Source organism: Falsiroseomonas sp. (assembly GCF_030695085.1).
In the GTDB taxonomy this organism is placed as follows: domain Bacteria; phylum Pseudomonadota; class Alphaproteobacteria; order Acetobacterales; family Acetobacteraceae; genus Falsiroseomonas.
The window spans coordinates 1-14,216 of record NZ_JAUYTS010000062.1 but is presented as its reverse complement, the minus strand read 5'-3'; the positions used below and the strand labels follow the sequence as shown (position 1 = coordinate 14,216).

General features: G+C 69.9%; 16 protein-coding genes. 9 read left to right on the top strand and 7 right to left on the bottom strand.

Annotated features, from left to right (window positions below; all coding sequences use genetic code 11):
- Positions 1 to 61 precede the first annotated feature (61 nt).
- On the top strand, positions 62 to 832 hold the full coding sequence (locus tag Q8S40_RS07505) for an EAL domain-containing protein (protein WP_305669886.1): 771 nt from the start codon (positions 62 to 64) through the stop codon (positions 830 to 832).
- On the opposite strand, the gene acs is transcribed toward Q8S40_RS07505, so the two are convergent.
- Positions 829 to 2,772 (bottom strand): acetate--CoA ligase, encoded by a 1,944-nt coding sequence (gene acs, locus Q8S40_RS07500; RefSeq protein ID WP_305669885.1) that lies wholly within the window; start codon positions 2,770 to 2,772, stop codon positions 829 to 831. The genes Q8S40_RS07505 and acs overlap by 4 nt on opposite strands.
- A gap of 201 nt (positions 2,773 to 2,973) precedes the next feature.
- Here acs and Q8S40_RS07495 point away from each other — a divergent pair, with 201 nt between their 5' ends.
- Positions 2,974 to 3,705, top strand: coding sequence for a class I SAM-dependent methyltransferase (locus Q8S40_RS07495; RefSeq protein ID WP_305669884.1), 732 nt, complete (start codon positions 2,974 to 2,976; stop codon positions 3,703 to 3,705).
- Here the strand turns inward: Q8S40_RS07495 and Q8S40_RS07490 are convergent.
- The 5 genes from Q8S40_RS07490 to Q8S40_RS07470 form a co-directional block, all read right to left on the bottom strand.
- A complete protein-coding gene (locus Q8S40_RS07490; RefSeq protein WP_305669883.1) occupies positions 3,689 to 4,696 on the bottom strand; it encodes a tripartite tricarboxylate transporter substrate binding protein in 1,008 nt (335 codons plus the stop codon). The two genes, Q8S40_RS07495 and Q8S40_RS07490, sit on opposite strands and share 17 nt — an antisense overlap.
- Positions 4,697 to 4,870: 174 nt before the next feature.
- On the bottom strand, positions 4,871 to 5,233 hold the full coding sequence (locus Q8S40_RS07485; RefSeq protein ID WP_304811091.1) for a Rieske (2Fe-2S) protein: 363 nt from the start codon (positions 5,231 to 5,233) through the stop codon (positions 4,871 to 4,873).
- The gene (locus Q8S40_RS07480; protein WP_305669882.1) at positions 5,230 to 5,718 is read right to left on the bottom strand and encodes a GFA family protein; all 489 of its coding nucleotides are present in this window, start codon (positions 5,716 to 5,718) and stop codon (positions 5,230 to 5,232) included. The genes Q8S40_RS07485 and Q8S40_RS07480 overlap by 4 nt, the downstream gene beginning before the upstream one ends.
- A gap of 4 nt (positions 5,719 to 5,722) precedes the next feature.
- Positions 5,723 to 6,160 carry an EVE domain-containing protein gene (locus tag Q8S40_RS07475; RefSeq protein WP_305669881.1) on the bottom strand — a complete coding sequence of 146 codons (438 nt, stop codon included), beginning with the start codon at positions 6,158 to 6,160 and terminating at the stop codon, positions 5,723 to 5,725.
- The gene (locus Q8S40_RS07470; RefSeq protein ID WP_304811085.1) at positions 6,160 to 6,450 is read right to left on the bottom strand and encodes a YciI family protein; all 291 of its coding nucleotides are present in this window, start codon (positions 6,448 to 6,450) and stop codon (positions 6,160 to 6,162) included. The genes Q8S40_RS07475 and Q8S40_RS07470 overlap by 1 nt, the downstream gene beginning before the upstream one ends.
- A gap of 110 nt (positions 6,451 to 6,560) precedes the next feature.
- Here Q8S40_RS07470 and Q8S40_RS07465 point away from each other — a divergent pair, with 110 nt between their 5' ends.
- The 7 genes from Q8S40_RS07465 (at position 6,561) to ccmI (ending at position 12,010) form a co-directional block, all read left to right on the top strand.
- Positions 6,561 to 7,349, top strand: coding sequence for a heme ABC transporter permease (locus tag Q8S40_RS07465; protein WP_305669880.1), 789 nt, complete (start codon positions 6,561 to 6,563; stop codon positions 7,347 to 7,349).
- 20 nt (positions 7,350 to 7,369) lie between these two features.
- Positions 7,370 to 7,516 (top strand): heme exporter protein CcmD, encoded by a 147-nt coding sequence (ccmD, locus tag Q8S40_RS07460; protein WP_305669879.1) that lies wholly within the window; start codon positions 7,370 to 7,372, stop codon positions 7,514 to 7,516.
- Positions 7,513 to 8,031, top strand: a complete 519-nt coding sequence (gene ccmE / locus Q8S40_RS07455; RefSeq protein WP_304811079.1) for a cytochrome c maturation protein CcmE — start codon at positions 7,513 to 7,515, stop codon at positions 8,029 to 8,031. Before ccmD ends, ccmE begins: the two co-directional genes overlap by 4 nt.
- On the top strand, positions 8,028 to 10,010 hold the full coding sequence (locus Q8S40_RS07450) for a heme lyase CcmF/NrfE family subunit (protein WP_305669878.1): 1,983 nt from the start codon (positions 8,028 to 8,030) through the stop codon (positions 10,008 to 10,010). The genes ccmE and Q8S40_RS07450 overlap by 4 nt, the downstream gene beginning before the upstream one ends.
- Complete coding sequence (locus Q8S40_RS07445; protein WP_305669877.1) at positions 10,007 to 10,570, top strand: DsbE family thiol:disulfide interchange protein; 564 nt, start codon at positions 10,007 to 10,009, stop codon at positions 10,568 to 10,570. Before Q8S40_RS07450 ends, Q8S40_RS07445 begins: the two co-directional genes overlap by 4 nt.
- Positions 10,571 to 10,697: 127 nt before the next feature.
- On the top strand, positions 10,698 to 11,216 hold the full coding sequence (locus tag Q8S40_RS07440) for a cytochrome c-type biogenesis protein (protein ID WP_305669876.1): 519 nt from the start codon (positions 10,698 to 10,700) through the stop codon (positions 11,214 to 11,216).
- A complete protein-coding gene (gene ccmI / locus Q8S40_RS07435; protein WP_304811075.1) occupies positions 11,213 to 12,010 on the top strand; it encodes a c-type cytochrome biogenesis protein CcmI in 798 nt (265 codons plus the stop codon). Before Q8S40_RS07440 ends, ccmI begins: the two co-directional genes overlap by 4 nt.
- Here the strand turns inward: ccmI and Q8S40_RS07430 are convergent, their stop codons facing one another.
- Entirely contained in the window at positions 12,011 to 14,095 is a 2,085-nt protein-coding gene (locus tag Q8S40_RS07430) for a YjbH domain-containing protein (RefSeq protein ID WP_305669875.1), read from the bottom strand. It lies immediately after the preceding gene.
- Positions 14,096 to 14,216: the final 121 nt, after the last annotated feature.

The following is a 14,216-nucleotide window of genomic DNA, read 5'->3' as shown; positions in this document are numbered from 1 at the left end:
TGGCTCGACGCGCGATCAGTAAGAAAATATGAGTAGATTATCTTTTATTGGATGATTCCGAGTGACCCCCCGCTTCGCCACCGCCTTCCAGCCCATCGTCGATGTCGAGACCGGCCTGACCCTGGCGCAGGAAGCGCTGGTGCGCGGCCCGGCGGGCGAGGGCGCGGCCAGCGTGCTGGACGCCATTCCGCTGGCGGCGCGCTACACGGTGGATGCGGAAATCCGGCGGGAGGCGCTGGCGGAGGCGATGCGCCTCGGCCTGGCCGCGACCGGCGCGGCGCTGACGCTGAACATCTTCCCCGGCTGCATCGGCCTGCCCGATTGCTGCGCCAGCCGCACCGTGGCGGAGGCCGAGGCGATGGGCTTCCCGACCGACCGGCTGGTGTTCGAGATCAGCGAGATGGAGCCGGTGGAGGACCCGCAGGCGCTGGCCGGCGCCCTGGCGGCGCTGCAACGGCGCGGCATCCGCATCGCGCTGGATGATGTCGGCACCGGCCATGCGCGCATGCCCCTGCTGCTGCTGTGGCGCCCGGATGGCGCCAAGATTGCGCGGGAGGTGATCATGGGCCTGGACCAGGATGCGGCGCGCTACGAACGGGTGCGCGCCACGCTGGCGCAGCTGCGGGCCTTCGGCATGGTGCCGGTGGTGGAGGGGGTCGAGACGCCGGGCGAATTGGCGGCGCTGCGCCGCCTCGGCGTGCGGGCGATGCAGGGCTACCTGTTCGCCCGGCCCGGCTTCCGGGCGCTGCCGGTTCCGGTGGTGCCCCAGTCGGTCGTGCCCCGTTCGGTGGTGCGCCGTTCGGTGGTGCCCCGTTCGGTGGTGCCCGGCTAACGGACCCGGTTGTCCACCAGATCCTGCACCACGCCGGGGTCCGCCAGCGTCGAGGTATCGCCCAGCGCATCCGTCTCATTCGCCGCGATCTTGCGGAGGATGCGGCGCATGATCTTGCCGGAGCGGGTCTTCGGCAGGCCCGGGGCCCATTGGATGGCGTCCGGGCTGGCAATCGGGCCGATCTCCTTGCGGACCCAGGCGATGAGTTCCTTGCGCAGCGCCTCGGAGGGCTCCTCGCCGGTCTTCAGCGTGACATAGGCGTAGATGCCCTGGCCCTTGATCTCATGCGGCATGCCGACGACCGCCGCCTCCGCCACCTTGGGGTGGGCGACGAGCGCGCTTTCCACTTCCGCCGTGCCCATGCGGTGGCCGGCGACGTTGATCACGTCATCGACCCGGCCGGTGATCCACCAATAGCCATCCTCGTCCCGGCGCGCGCCGTCGCCGGTGAAGTATGTGCCCTTGAAGGTGGAGAAGTAGGTCTGCACAAAGCGGTCATGGTCGCCATAGACCGTCCGCATCTGGCCTGGCCAGCTATCCAGCAGCACCAGGTTCCCCTCCGTCGCGCCCTCCAGGAAGTTGCCGTCATTATCCACCAGCGCCGGCTGCACGCCCGGCAGCGGCAGGGTGGCGGAGCCGGGTTTCAGTGCCGTCGCGCCGGGCAGGGGGCTGATCAGGATGCCGCCGGTCTCGGTCTGCCACCAGGTATCCACCACCGGGCAGCGCTCATCCCCGACATTGCGATAATACCAGAGCCAGGCTTCGGGATTGATCGGCTCCCCGACGCTGCCCAGGATCCGCAGGCTGGCGCGGCTGGTCTTCTTCACCGGCGCCTCCCCATCCCGCATCAGGGCGCGGATGGCGGTGGGGGCGGTGTAGAAGATGTTGACCTGGTGCTTGTCCACCACCTCCCAGAACCGGGAGACGGTGGGGTAGTTCGGCACACCCTCGAACATCAGCGTGGTCGCGCCATTCGCGAGCGGGCCGTAGACGATGTAGGTGTGGCCGGTGACCCAGCCGACATCGGCGGTGCACCAGTAGATCTCGCCCTCGCGATAATCGAAGACGTTCTGGTGGGTGAAGCTGGCCCAGACCATGTAGCCGCCGGTGGTGTGCAGCACGCCCTTCGGCTTGCCGGTGCTTCCGCTGGTATAGAGGATGAACAGCGGATCCTCCGCGTTCATCTTCTCCGGCTCCGCGGTTTCCGGCTGGGTGTCGCAGGCATCCGACCACCAATGGTCGCGCTCGGGCGTCATCGCCACCGCGCCGCCGGTGTTCTTCGCGACGATGACGTGGCGGATCGAGGGGCAGGTCTTCAGCGCCTCATCCGCATTGGCCTTCAACGGCACCTTGCGGCCACCGCGGCGGCCCTCATCGGCCGTGATCAGCAGCACGCAATCCGAATCCTGGATCCGCGAGGCCAGGCTGTCCGGCGAGAAGCCGCCGAAGACGATGGAATGCACCGCGCCGATCCGCGCGCAGGCCAGCATGGCGACCGCGGCCTCGACGATCATCGGCAGGTAGATGCAGACCCGGTCGCCCTTCGCCACGCCCATGCCGCGCATCGCATTGGCCAGCTGGCAGACCCGCGCGTGCAGGTCCTTGTAGGTCACCTTGGCATCGCTGGCGGGGTCATCCCCCTCCCAGATGATCGCCACCTGGTCGCCGCGGGTTGCCAGATGCCGGTCGAGGCAGGAGACGGAGGCATTCAGCAGCCCATCCTCGAACCACTTGATCGACACTTTCCCCGATTCGCCGCCGAAATCGACATTCTTGATGATGCTCGGCGCCTGCATCCAGGCGATGCGCTGGGCCTCCTTCGCCCAGAAGGCGTCGGGGTTGCTGGCGGCTTCCGCATACATCGCCTTGTAGCCCGCCTCATCCACATGGGCGCGCGCGGCGATGCCGGGCTTCACGGCGATCAAGGTGGTTTCGGTCATTGGGCGTTCCCCGCGGTCTTCTGGGCACAGTCTTTTCGGCGCATCGCGTTCCGGCGCATAGGCCGGTTTCTACGCAACCGGCCTATGCGCCGGTTCTTACGCAATGAGTGGGGCACGCGGCATTGCGCTGCGTCAACCGGGCACTGTGTCAACCGGACACTGGGTCAACCGGGCACTGGGTCAACCGGCAGGAGGGGCTTGATGGAGGATGGCTGGCGCGACTCGGCCGCGGCCTGGATCGCGAACCAGGGCGAGGCAGGCGATTACGGCCGCCGCTTCGTGCTGGACGCGCCGATGCTGGCGCGGGTGGCGGCGGTGCCGGTGCGGCTGGCGCTCGATATCGGCTGCGGCGAGGGCCGCTTCTGCCGGATGCTGCGCGCCCGCGGCATCGCCACCATCGGCCTCGACCCGACCGGGGCGCTGCTGGAGGAAGCCCGCCGGCGTGATCCGCAGGGCGCTTACCTTGCGGGGCGGGCGGAGGCGCTGCCGCTGCCGGATGATGCCTGCGACCTGGTGGTGAGCTACCTGAGCCTGATCGACATCCCCGACATCGCCACCGCGATCGCCGAGATGGCCCGCGTGCTGGCCCCCGGTGGCCGCCTGCTGATCGCCAACCTCAACCCCTTCTTCACCGCCGGCATGCCGGATGGCTGGGTGCGGCGGGATGGCGAGAAAACGCATTTCGCCATCGACCACTATCTGGAGGAACGCGCCGAATGGGTCGGCTGGCGCGGCATCCGCATCCGCAACTGGCACCGGCCACTCAGCCAGTACATGGGCCTGCTGCTGGGCCAGGGCCTGGTGCTGACGCATTTCGCCGAACCCACCCCCGCGCCGGGCGGCGACCCGCACGCGGCGGCGCGCTACCGCCGCGTGCCCTATTTCCACATCATGGAATGGCGCAAGGCGGAGGCCGTCAGCTCCCCGCCGTGATCCCCCGCTCCCGCGCGATATTCGCGAAGGTGGTGATGGTGCTGTCGAACTGCGCGCCGAATTCGCGGGCGCCGAGGCCGGACGGGGTGAAGCCCAGCCCGGCCAGCCTGTCCCGCACCTCCGGCTGGGCCAGGATGGCGCGCACGGCCTGGTGCAGCCGCTCCGTCGCGGCCGAAGGGGTGCCGGTGGGCGCGAACAGCCCGATCCAGGTATCCTGCACGAAGCCGGGCGCAATGCTCTCCCCGGCCGTCGGCACCTCGGGCAGCGTGGCGGGGCGTGCGGCGCTGGTGACGAACAGCGGCACCAGCGCGCGGTCCCTTGCATGCGGCACGCCGGCCGAGAAGGTCACCACGCCGACATCGATATTCCCCGCCAGCAAATCCTGCAGCACCGGCCCGCCGCCGCGATAGGGCACATGCTCCACCCGCAGCCCGCCGGCCGCGCGCAGCAGCAATTCACTGGTCAGATGCTGCGAGGCGCCGATCCCCGGCACGCCGACATTCAGCGCCCCCGGCCGCGCCCGGGCGGCGGCGGCGAAATCCTGGATGGTCTTCAGGCCGGATCGCGGATGGGTGAAGAAGCCATGCTCCGCCGTGACGATCTGCGAGACAGGCCGCAGCGCCTGGCGGACAGATGGCGCGCCGGTCACCGGCACCGCCTCGGTCGCCGCGAAGGTGTCATTGGCCAGCAGCAGCGTATGGCCATCCGCCGCGGCGCGCGCCGCCGCCTGGCCGCCGACGCGGCCGGAGGCGCCGCCGATATTCTCGATGACCAGGGGCTGGCCGAGTTCGGCGCTGAGCGCCTGCTGCACGGCGCGCGCCAGCACATCCACCGCGCCGCCGGGCGGCCAGGGCACGACCAGGCGGAGCGGGCGCTCGGGGTAGGAGGATTGGGCGCGGGCGATGGCCGGGGCGCTGGCGAAGGCGAGCGTCTGCAACAGAATGCGCCGGCGCAGCTGGCCGGATGGGGCGCCGGAAGGGGCAAAAGTCATGGGGAGTCTCCGAGGGTCAGGGGCGGGAAGGGCGATGGCCTGGAGCGGGGCGACATCGCGGACCGGGCGGAGAAATGGCGTGGTTCATGGAAGGTTTTTCCACGAACGCCGCCTGTATCGTCAACAGGAAGAAATATAATCTCTCAATAGCCGCCCCATGGGCGATAGCCGTCGCTACAGCCCGGCGCCCGCTGGCACGATCACGCGCCCCTGCGCATCCACCCGCGCCGGCACCGATTCGAGGCTCTCGCCATAGCAGGGGCCGGAGGTGCATTCGCCATCCTCGATCCGGAACCGCGCGCCATGGGCGGAACAGACGATGGCGCTGCGCTTGGCATCGAGGAAACGGTGCGGCGCCGGGTCCAGCGGCAGGCCGATATGCGGGCAGGAATTCACATAGACGAAGACCTGGCCGCCACGCCGAATGGCGAACAGCCCGGTGAAGGCGCCTGCCGCGGGGGTGAATCCACGGCTTTCACCGTCCGGAATCTCGTCCAGACGGCACAGCACCCGTTCATCCGCCGCCACCTCGCTCATGGTTTCTCCAGCCCCAGCCGTGCATGCCATTCGGCGATGCTCTCCTTCGGATAGCCCTCGTGGCGCCGGTCGCCCTCGGCGAAGCAGGGCTCCACCCAGGCGGCCTTGGAGCCGAGCAACAGATGGGTGTGTTCCGGCGGCACCGGCAGTTTCGTGTCGATGGCGGAGGCGAAGGGGTGCACCAGTTCCGGCCAGCGCGGGTCGAACAGCCACAGCGCGCTGCCGCATTCGGCGCAGAAATGCCGCTGGCCGGGGCTTTTGCGGGTGCGCTGACCAGGTTCCCGCAACCGCGCCTGGTACACCTTCAGGTATTTCGCGCCGCGCACCTTCAGCGTCGCCATCTCGGCGGACAGGTTGATGGCATAGCCGCCGCCGCCCTGGGTCTTGCGGCAGATCGAGCAGTAGCAGCGCTGGTAGGGATAGGGATGCGCGCTGTCGCAGCGAAACCCCACCTTGCCGCAATGGCAGGACCCTTCCAGCCGCATCGCCCTACTTCCCCTTCCAGCCGCCCATCTTCGCCAGCTTCTTCCAATGCTCGGCCGAGACCGGCATGACCGAAAGCCGCGACATCCGCACCAGGGCAAACACGGAAAAGTCGGGCTCCGCCTTGATCTCGGCCAGCGTCACCGGCTTCGGCATCGGCCCGACCGCCTGCATGTCGACGCAGACCCAGTCTCCTTTGGTGCCAGGCTCCACCGAGGGGTCGGGATAGGCCTCCTTCGCCACCTCCACCACGCCGACAATCTCCTTGCCGATGTTGGAGTGGTAGAAGAAGGCCAGGTCGCCCTTCCGCATGGCCTTGAGATTGGCCTTGGCCATGTGGTTCCGCACGCCGGTCCAGGGCTCAATGCCGTTCGCCACCTGCTGGTCCCAGGAAAACGCGTCCGGCTCCGATTTTACCAACCAGTACTGGCGTGCGGGGGACATCAGACCATTGCCCCGTCCTTGAAGACCATGCGGAACGGCCGCACCTGCACCGTCTCGAACAGCCCGGCCTTGGCATAGGGGTCGCCGGCGGCGAAGGCCTCGGCGGCGGCCTGGTCCTCGGCTTCCACCACGAACAGGCTGCCGCAGGGCTTGCCCTCGGCGTCCAGCACCGGGCCGACCACGACGAAACCCTCCATCTTGGACTTCAGATATTCAAGATGGGTCGGCCGCGTGGCCATGCGGAGGTCCAGGGAATTCGGCTTGTCGGAGCAGGTGATGGCGAACAGCATGGGCGTCTCCCGGCGGCTTGGTTGCAAGATTCAGACGTAACGCCCCCAGGCGATGGCTTCAATCCGGCGCGAAGCGCCCTTACTCTAGGGATGTGGACGCCAGACCCCTCATGCCCCGCAAAGCGGGCCCGCCCCTCACCGCCCCGCAACCGGGACAGCGGTCCCTGCACCGCTTTGCCAATCCGGGACGCTTCCTGCGGCTGACCGGGCGGGTCATGCCCTGGCTCTGGGTGCTCGCGCTGGGCGTCACCGCCTGGGGCACCATCTGGGCGCTGGGCTTCGCGCCGGCCGATTGGCAGCAGGGCGAGACGGTCCGCATCATGTACGTCCATGTCCCGATGGCCTGGCTGGCCATGGGCGGCTATCTGGGCCTCGGCATCCTGTCCCTGATGTCGCTGATCTGGCGGCACCCGCTGGCGGATCTGGCGGCGCGGGAGCTTTCGCCGGTCGGCGCCGCCGTCACCGCCTTGTGCCTGGCCACCGGCAGCCTGTGGGGCAAGCCGATGTGGGGCACCTGGTGGGTCTGGGATGCGCGGCTGACCAGTGTGCTGGTGCTGTTCTTCCTCTGGCTCGGCCATGCCGCCCTGGTGCGCGCCTTCGACGAGGCGGATCGCGGTGCGCGGGCCGGCGCCATCCTGGCGCTGGTCGGGCTGGTGAACCTGCCGATCGTGAAATTCTCCGTCGACTGGTGGAACACCCTGCACCAGCCGGCCAGCGTCACCCGGCTGGATGCGCCGGGGATGCATGTGGACATGCTGTACCCGCTGCTGGTCTGCGCCATCGGCTTTTCCCTGCTGCTGGCCGCCGTGGTGCTGGCCCGCACCCGGGCCGCGGTGATGGAGCGCCGCATCCGGGCGCTGGAGACCGCCCGCGCCCGGCGCGCGGATGTGGCCGCATGAATGCCGGGGTGGGTTGATCCATGACAAGCCATTGGATTCACATCACGCTATCCTGGGCGGGCACGCTGGCCGTATTCGGTGGCCTGGCCGTGGCGGCCGTGCTGCGGCAGCGGCAGGCGGTGGCGAAACTGAAGCGCCTCGACCCTCGGGGTGAGAGAGAGACATGACCCGCAAGCGCCGTCGCCTCTGGATCCTGTTGCTCTGTGGCATTGGCGTCGGCAGCGCCACCGCGCTGACGCTGACCGCCTTCCAGGACAATATCGTCTTCTTCCGATCCCCCTCCGACATCATCGCCGAACGTCCGGCACCGGAACGGTCCTTCCGCCTCGGCGGGCTGGTCGAGGCCGGCAGCGTGGAGCGCGAGCAATCCGCCAATGGGGACCGCCCGACCATCCGCTTCCGCGTGACGGATGGCGCCAACACCATCCCCGTCACCTACCAGGGCGTGCTGCCGGACCTGTTCCGCGAGGGCCAGGGCGTGGTCACCGCCGGGCGCTTCGGCACGGATGGCATGTTCCGCGCCACGGAAGTGCTGGCCCGCCACGATGAAACCTACATGCCGCCCGAGGTCGCGGATGCGCTGAAGCGCGCTGGCCACTGGCAGCCCGAACAGGGCACGCCGCCGCCGGCCGCCACCTGGAACACGATGCAACCAACCCGCACGGGGGGCGGCGGATCATGATCGCGGAACTCGGCCATTTCGCGCTGGCGCTGGCGATGATCCTGGCGCTGGCGCAATCCATCCTGCCGCTGCTGGGCGCCGAGATGCGCAACGGGCGGATGATGGCAACCGGCGCGCCGCTGGCGCTCGGCCAGTGCCTAGCCATCGCCACCGCCTTCGGCTGCCTGATGTATTCCTACGCGATCAATGACACGACGGTGGTGAACGTCGTGCAGAACAGCCATTCGGCCAAGCCGATGCTCTACAAGATCACCGGCACCTGGGGGAACCACGAGGGGTCCCTGGTGCTCTGGATCATGATCCTGGGCATTTGCGGCGCGGCCGTTTCCGCCTTCGGGCGCGAATTGCCGACCGCGTTGCGCGCGCGGGTGCTGGGCGTGCTCGGGCTGATCTCGCTCGGCTTCCTCGCCTTCACCATCAAGACCTCGAACCCCTTCGAGCGGGTCTGGCCGCCGGCGCTGGATGGCCAGGGGCTGAACCCGATCCTGCAGGATATCGGCCTCGCGCTGCATCCGCCGCTGCTCTACCTCGGCTATGTCGGCTACGCCGTGACCTTCGCCTTCGCCATCGCGGCGCTGATCGAGGGGCGCGTGGACGCCGCCTGGGGCCGCTGGGTGCGACCCTGGTCGCTGGCCGCCTGGTCCTTCCTGACCATGGGCATCGCGCTGGGGTCCTGGTGGGCCTATTACGAACTCGGCTGGGGCGGCTACTGGTTCTGGGACCCGGTCGAGAACGCCTCCCTGCTGCCCTGGCTGATCGGCACCGCGCTGCTGCATTCCGCCATCGTGGTCGAAAAGCGGGAGGCGCTGAAAACCTGGACCATCCTGCTGGCGATCATCGCCTTCGGCATGTCGCTGCTCGGCACCTTCCTGGTGCGCTCGGGCGTGCTGAACAGCGTGCATTCCTTCGCCAACGACCCGGAGCGCGGGCTGTTCATTCTTGGCCTGCTGATGTTCTACCTGGCCGGCGCCTTCCTGCTGTTCGCCTTCCGGGCTCGGGCCATGATCCCCACGGGGGTCTTCGCGCCGGTCTCGCGTGAGGGCGCGATCGTGCTGAACAACCTGCTGATCTGCTCGATCACCGCGGTGGTCTTCGTCGGCACGCTGTGGCCGCTATTCGCCGACGCGCTGTTCGGCAGCAAGGTTTCCGTCGGCCCGCCCTTCTTCAACGCGGCGAGCTTCCCGCTGGTGGTGCCGCTGCTGCTGGCGATGGCGGCCGGGCCGCTGATGCCCTGGAAGCGGGCGCAGCTTGTGCCGGTGGTGATGAAGCTGTGGTGGGTCGCCGTAATCGGCTTTGCCACTTTCTTCGTGGCGCTGCTCGCCTCCGGCCAGCAGGTGCTGCCCGCGGTGGGCTTCGCCTTCGCCGCCTGGGTCGTGGGTGCGGCCTTTGCCGACATCGCCGACCGTACCGCGCTGTTCCGCACCAGTCTCGGCAACGCGTGGAGCCGTGCGAAGGGCCTGCCGCGCGCGGCTTGGGGGGCGGCCATCGCCCATGCCGGCATCGGCATCACCGCGGCCGGCATTGCCGGCATGGGGCTGGCGCAGGAACGGCTCGTGTCGTTGGCGGCCGGCGAATCCACCACCTTGGCCGGCTATGAATGGCGTCTCGACAGCGTGCGCGATGAGGTCGGCCCGAACTGGACCGCGCGCCGCGCCTATATCACCGTGCTGCGCGACGGCCGCGAGCTGCGGGTGATGACCCCCGCGCGCCGCTTCTTCCCCGTGGCGCGCATGCACACGACGGAGGTCGCCATCCACACCAACCTGATGGCCGACCTCTACGCCGTGATCGGGGAGGAGGAGGCCGCGACCGGCCGCGCCGTGGTGCGCGTGCACTACAACCTGCTGGCGCCCTGGATCTGGATCGGCGCCGCCATCATGGCGCTCGGCGCCGCGCTGTCCCTGGCGGACCGGCGCGTGCGCGTCTCCGCGCCGAACCGCGCGGCGATTCGCGCCGCGCCGACGACGAGGCCGGCATGACACCCACCTCCCGCCGCCTGTTGCTGTCAGCACCCTTCGCCATCGCGGCGGTGGGCGGGGTCGGCTTCTACACGGCGCTCAATCGCCAGCGCACCGGCGCCTATAATCCGCGCGGCGTGCCCTCCGCCCTGATTGGCCAGGCGCCGCCGGACTTCACCCTGCCGGCGCTGCCCGAATCTGGCGTCGAGCCCTTCGGCTCCGCGGACCTGCGCGGCATCGGCCGGCCGGTGCTGGTGAATTTCTGGGCGAGCTGGTGCGTGCCCTGCATCATCGAACACCCGCAGCTGATGCGGCTTTCGCGGGAAGGCGTGCCGGTGTTCGGCATCGCCTACAAGGACAAGGCGGCCGACAGCCTCCAGTTCATCCGCCGCCACGGCAATCCGTTCAACCGCCTGGCGCAGGACATACCCGGCCGCGTCGCCATCGACTGGGGCGTCTTCGGCGTGCCGGAGACCTACCTGCTGGATGCGCAGGGCATCATCCGCTGGCGCTATGCCGGCCCGATCACCGACGAGGTCCTGGAACAGGACCTTCGCATACTGCTTCGCAGATATGCTTGATTCTTGCCCTCAAGCGGCGGGCGGCGGCTCCGCCGCCTTGCCTGCGCGCCTTGCACGGACGGGCCCGGCCGCGTGGTTGGTCTTGGCGCGGCGCGCATTCGCGCGCTCGGCCCGCTTGGCGGGCCGCATGTCGTTCTTGATGTTGCTGGTTTTGCTGCTTGCGCCGCTACTGGCCGGCCCTGCCGTCGCGGTCACCAGCCCCGGGGACATGCTGCCCGATCCGGTGCTGGAGGACCGCGCCCGCAATCTGGGCCGCGAGATCCGCTGCATGGTCTGCCAGAACCAGTCGATCGAGGACAGCGAAGTCGGCCTGGCCCGCGACCTGCGCCTGCTGGTGCGCGAACGCATCTCCGCCGGTGACAGCGACCGGGAGGTGAAAAGCTTCCTGCACGCCCGCTACGGCGATTTCGTGCTGCTGCGGCCGCCCTTCGCCTGGAACACACTCATCCTGTGGGCGACGCCGCTGGTGGCGTTGCTGGTGGGCTTCGGGCTGATCCTGCTGGCCCGCCGCGGCAGCGCCTCCACGCCGGCCCCCGCGCCCCTGAACGCGGAGGAACAGCGCCGCCTGGCCGAGATCGAGGCCGCGCTCCGAGGCCCCGCCATGGCGGGGCCGTTGCGACCCAAGAAGGATGGAACCAAGGCGTGATCTGGCTTTTGCTCGGCGGCCTCACGGTGCTCGCCTTGGCGCCGCTTGCCTGGATGCTGATTCGCCCCGCCCGCCTGCGCGGCCGGGCGGAGGCGGACCTCGCCTTGTACCAGGCGCAGCTTGCGGAGCTGGACCGGGAATTGGAGACCGGCCGCCTCGATACGGCGCAGCACCAGGCGGCACGGCTGGAAGTGCAGCGCCGCATCCTGGCCGCACCGGGAGACGCCAAGGATATCGGCAGTTCCGGCCGCACCCCGGCGCTGCTCGCCGCCCTGGTCTTCCTGCTGCCGGCCGCGGCGCTCGGCCTGTACATGGTGCGCGGTACGCCGGACATGCCCGCGGTGCCCTTCGAGGAACGCCAGCGCATGGCGGAGGCCGAGGACCGGATGCTGGAGACGCTGCGCACCCGCGTCGCCGCGCTGGACCCTGCCAGCGAGATGGGCCGCCAGGGGCACGTCCTGCTCGGCAATGCCGAACGGTCCCGCGGCCGCCTGGCGGAAGCCGCCGGCGCCTACCGCATCGCGCTGGAGGCGCGCTTCGATCCCGAACTGGCCGGCGACCTGGCGGAGCTGGAGATCGAGCGTGGCGAACACGCCGCCGCCACCGCGCTGATCGCCCGCGCGCTGGGCTCCGCACCGCAGGAACCGCGGCTGCGCTTCCTGTCCGGGCTGGCGGAAGCCCGCGCCGGCCGGCCCGAGAATGCCCGCCGCATCTGGCAGGCCCTGCTGTCCGAGGCACCACCCCAGGCGCCCTGGCGCGGCGTGGTGGAGCGGCAGCTGCAGACCCTTCCCTGATTATCGCAGGAAGTCCCGGAACCCATCCTGCAACGCCCGGCTCCTTCCCTCCCGCGTCACCTCCCATAGCGGGTTGTCCACGGCGAGCCGGGCGCCGCCATCGCGCGTCACGCTCCGCACCACCACCGGCGCCACCGCGCGCGTCTCGATGCCGAACAGGTCGAGCGGGATGCGGATGAAGATGCCGCGGTCGAAGCTGCCCTCGCCGAACTGGCTGAAGGGCACATCCGTCAGCGTGGCGAAGCCGCCGATCTCGATGCCGCTGGCAAAGCGCCGGCCAACCTCCAGCGTGCCGCCCCAATCCCCCGCCAGATACCGCCCGGCGCGGGCCACGCCATACAGGTTGAACCAGGGCAGGTCGGCATAGGCCGAGACATGCCCGGTTGTTACCTGATAGTCCCGCACGCCGAATTGCTGGTCATAATCCCGCTGCGCCACCCGCGCGACCTCGACACCCAGCGCCCAGGGCCGGTCATGCGGGCGCCACAGCACCTCCGCCGAGACGCCGGCGAACATCGGCTCCAGATACCCCGCGGTGACCCGGCCGAAGATGTCCGGCCCCAGCCCCCAGATGCGTTCGCCATACAGCGCCGGGATCGCCGTCTCCCCCTCCCGCGCATAGCGCGCCACCTCGCTCCGCACGCGCGGCAGCACGCTGTCGGAAGGCGGCGCCCCGGCCAGGTTGCCGGCCAGGGCGCGGGAAAGGCTGCCGGCGATGGCAAAGCCCTGCCCCAGTTCCGCCCGCCCACCCGCCACGGCGGCGATCTGCCAGCGCAGCGTCCGCGACGGATCGCCGAGCAGCAGGGAAAGCTGCGGCTCCGCACCCCAGGCGAAGCCGGTACCGCCGCCCATCAGCCCGAAGCGATCGGCGCCGGCCGGCTCCAGCGTGCTGGCGAAGAACACGTCCTCCGCACTGCCATCGCCCCGGCTGGCGGATTCCATCGCGCGCCGCGGCAAGGTCAGCCGCGCCACCTCCACCCCCGCCTGGCGCCAGGACAGGCGCAGCCTTTCCACCTCGCGCGGCAGATGCGGCTGCACCGCGCGCAGCACCCGCCCGGCGGCGCCGGCCAGCCGGCGCTGCCGGCCGCCCGCCACGGCGATCCGCGCCTCCGCCCCCGCGATCTCCACCGCCACCGGGCGGAAGCCGGCCTGGCGCAACGCCTCCCGCACCGCATCCTCGGGCGCCGGGGCCACCGCCGGGCGCGCGCCGAGGGCGGGCAGCCTGGCTTGCTCCGGCACCCGATCCGGATTGAAGCGGGCGGAGACGCGGAACAGCAGGTCCGTGCCATGCACCCAGTCCAGCCCGGCATCGAGCCAGCCATTCGACCAATGCAGTCCGTAATTCACGCGGCTGCGCGCCTCGCCCCGCAGCCCCGTGGTCCGCGCCGGCCAGCCGCCACGCTCATCGCGCAGCGCATCGCCGGAATACTCGACCTTGGCGCGCAGACCCTCGACGCCACCAAACGGCGTCCACACCTCCGGCAACGAATATTCCAGCCCGCCGAACACCGCCGCCTGTTCGCCTCGGAAGAAGGGAAAGGTGTTGACCGAGCCGCCCTGGCCGACATCCCGCGGCCGCTCCTCGAAGCGCGGCGACACGCCGGTCAGCGGATTGCCGAAATCATCCCCAGTGCCCAACCGCCCCCAGCCCAGGCCGAGCGTCGCATCCCACCGCCCGAAGCGCTTCGACGCCACGACATACTCGCCCGAATACAACCCGGTGCCGATGAAATCCTGCAACCCCACCGCCAACGCCGGCGCCCAATCCGACTCCGCCAGCAGGCGCAGCTTCACATCGAAGGACCGGTCCGTGGTCATCCCCGCGCCACTGGTCCCATCCAGCCGCTCCGCCACCCGGAAACTCGTCTCCAGCCACGGCAAGGCCTGCCAATTGATGAAATGAAAGCGCCGCTGATGCCGTACCGACGACCCGGCCTCGACCACCCCATCCGGCCGAAACCGCGCAGTCCGCATCTCAATGAGCCCAATCCCGCCATAGCTGGACCCGGTCCCCGGCACCTCCTCCGCCACGGCGGTGGCGGGCAGGAACAGCGTGAGGAGGAGGGCGGCGCCGGTGATTCGCAAGGAGGGCTCTGCCCTCCCTGCACCCTCCCGCCAGGAGGCAGTGGCCTCCTGGACCACGGGACCTTTGAGCAGGAGTGGAGAGGGGGCCGGAGCAACCGCTTGTTCGGCGGTACCGCTGGCC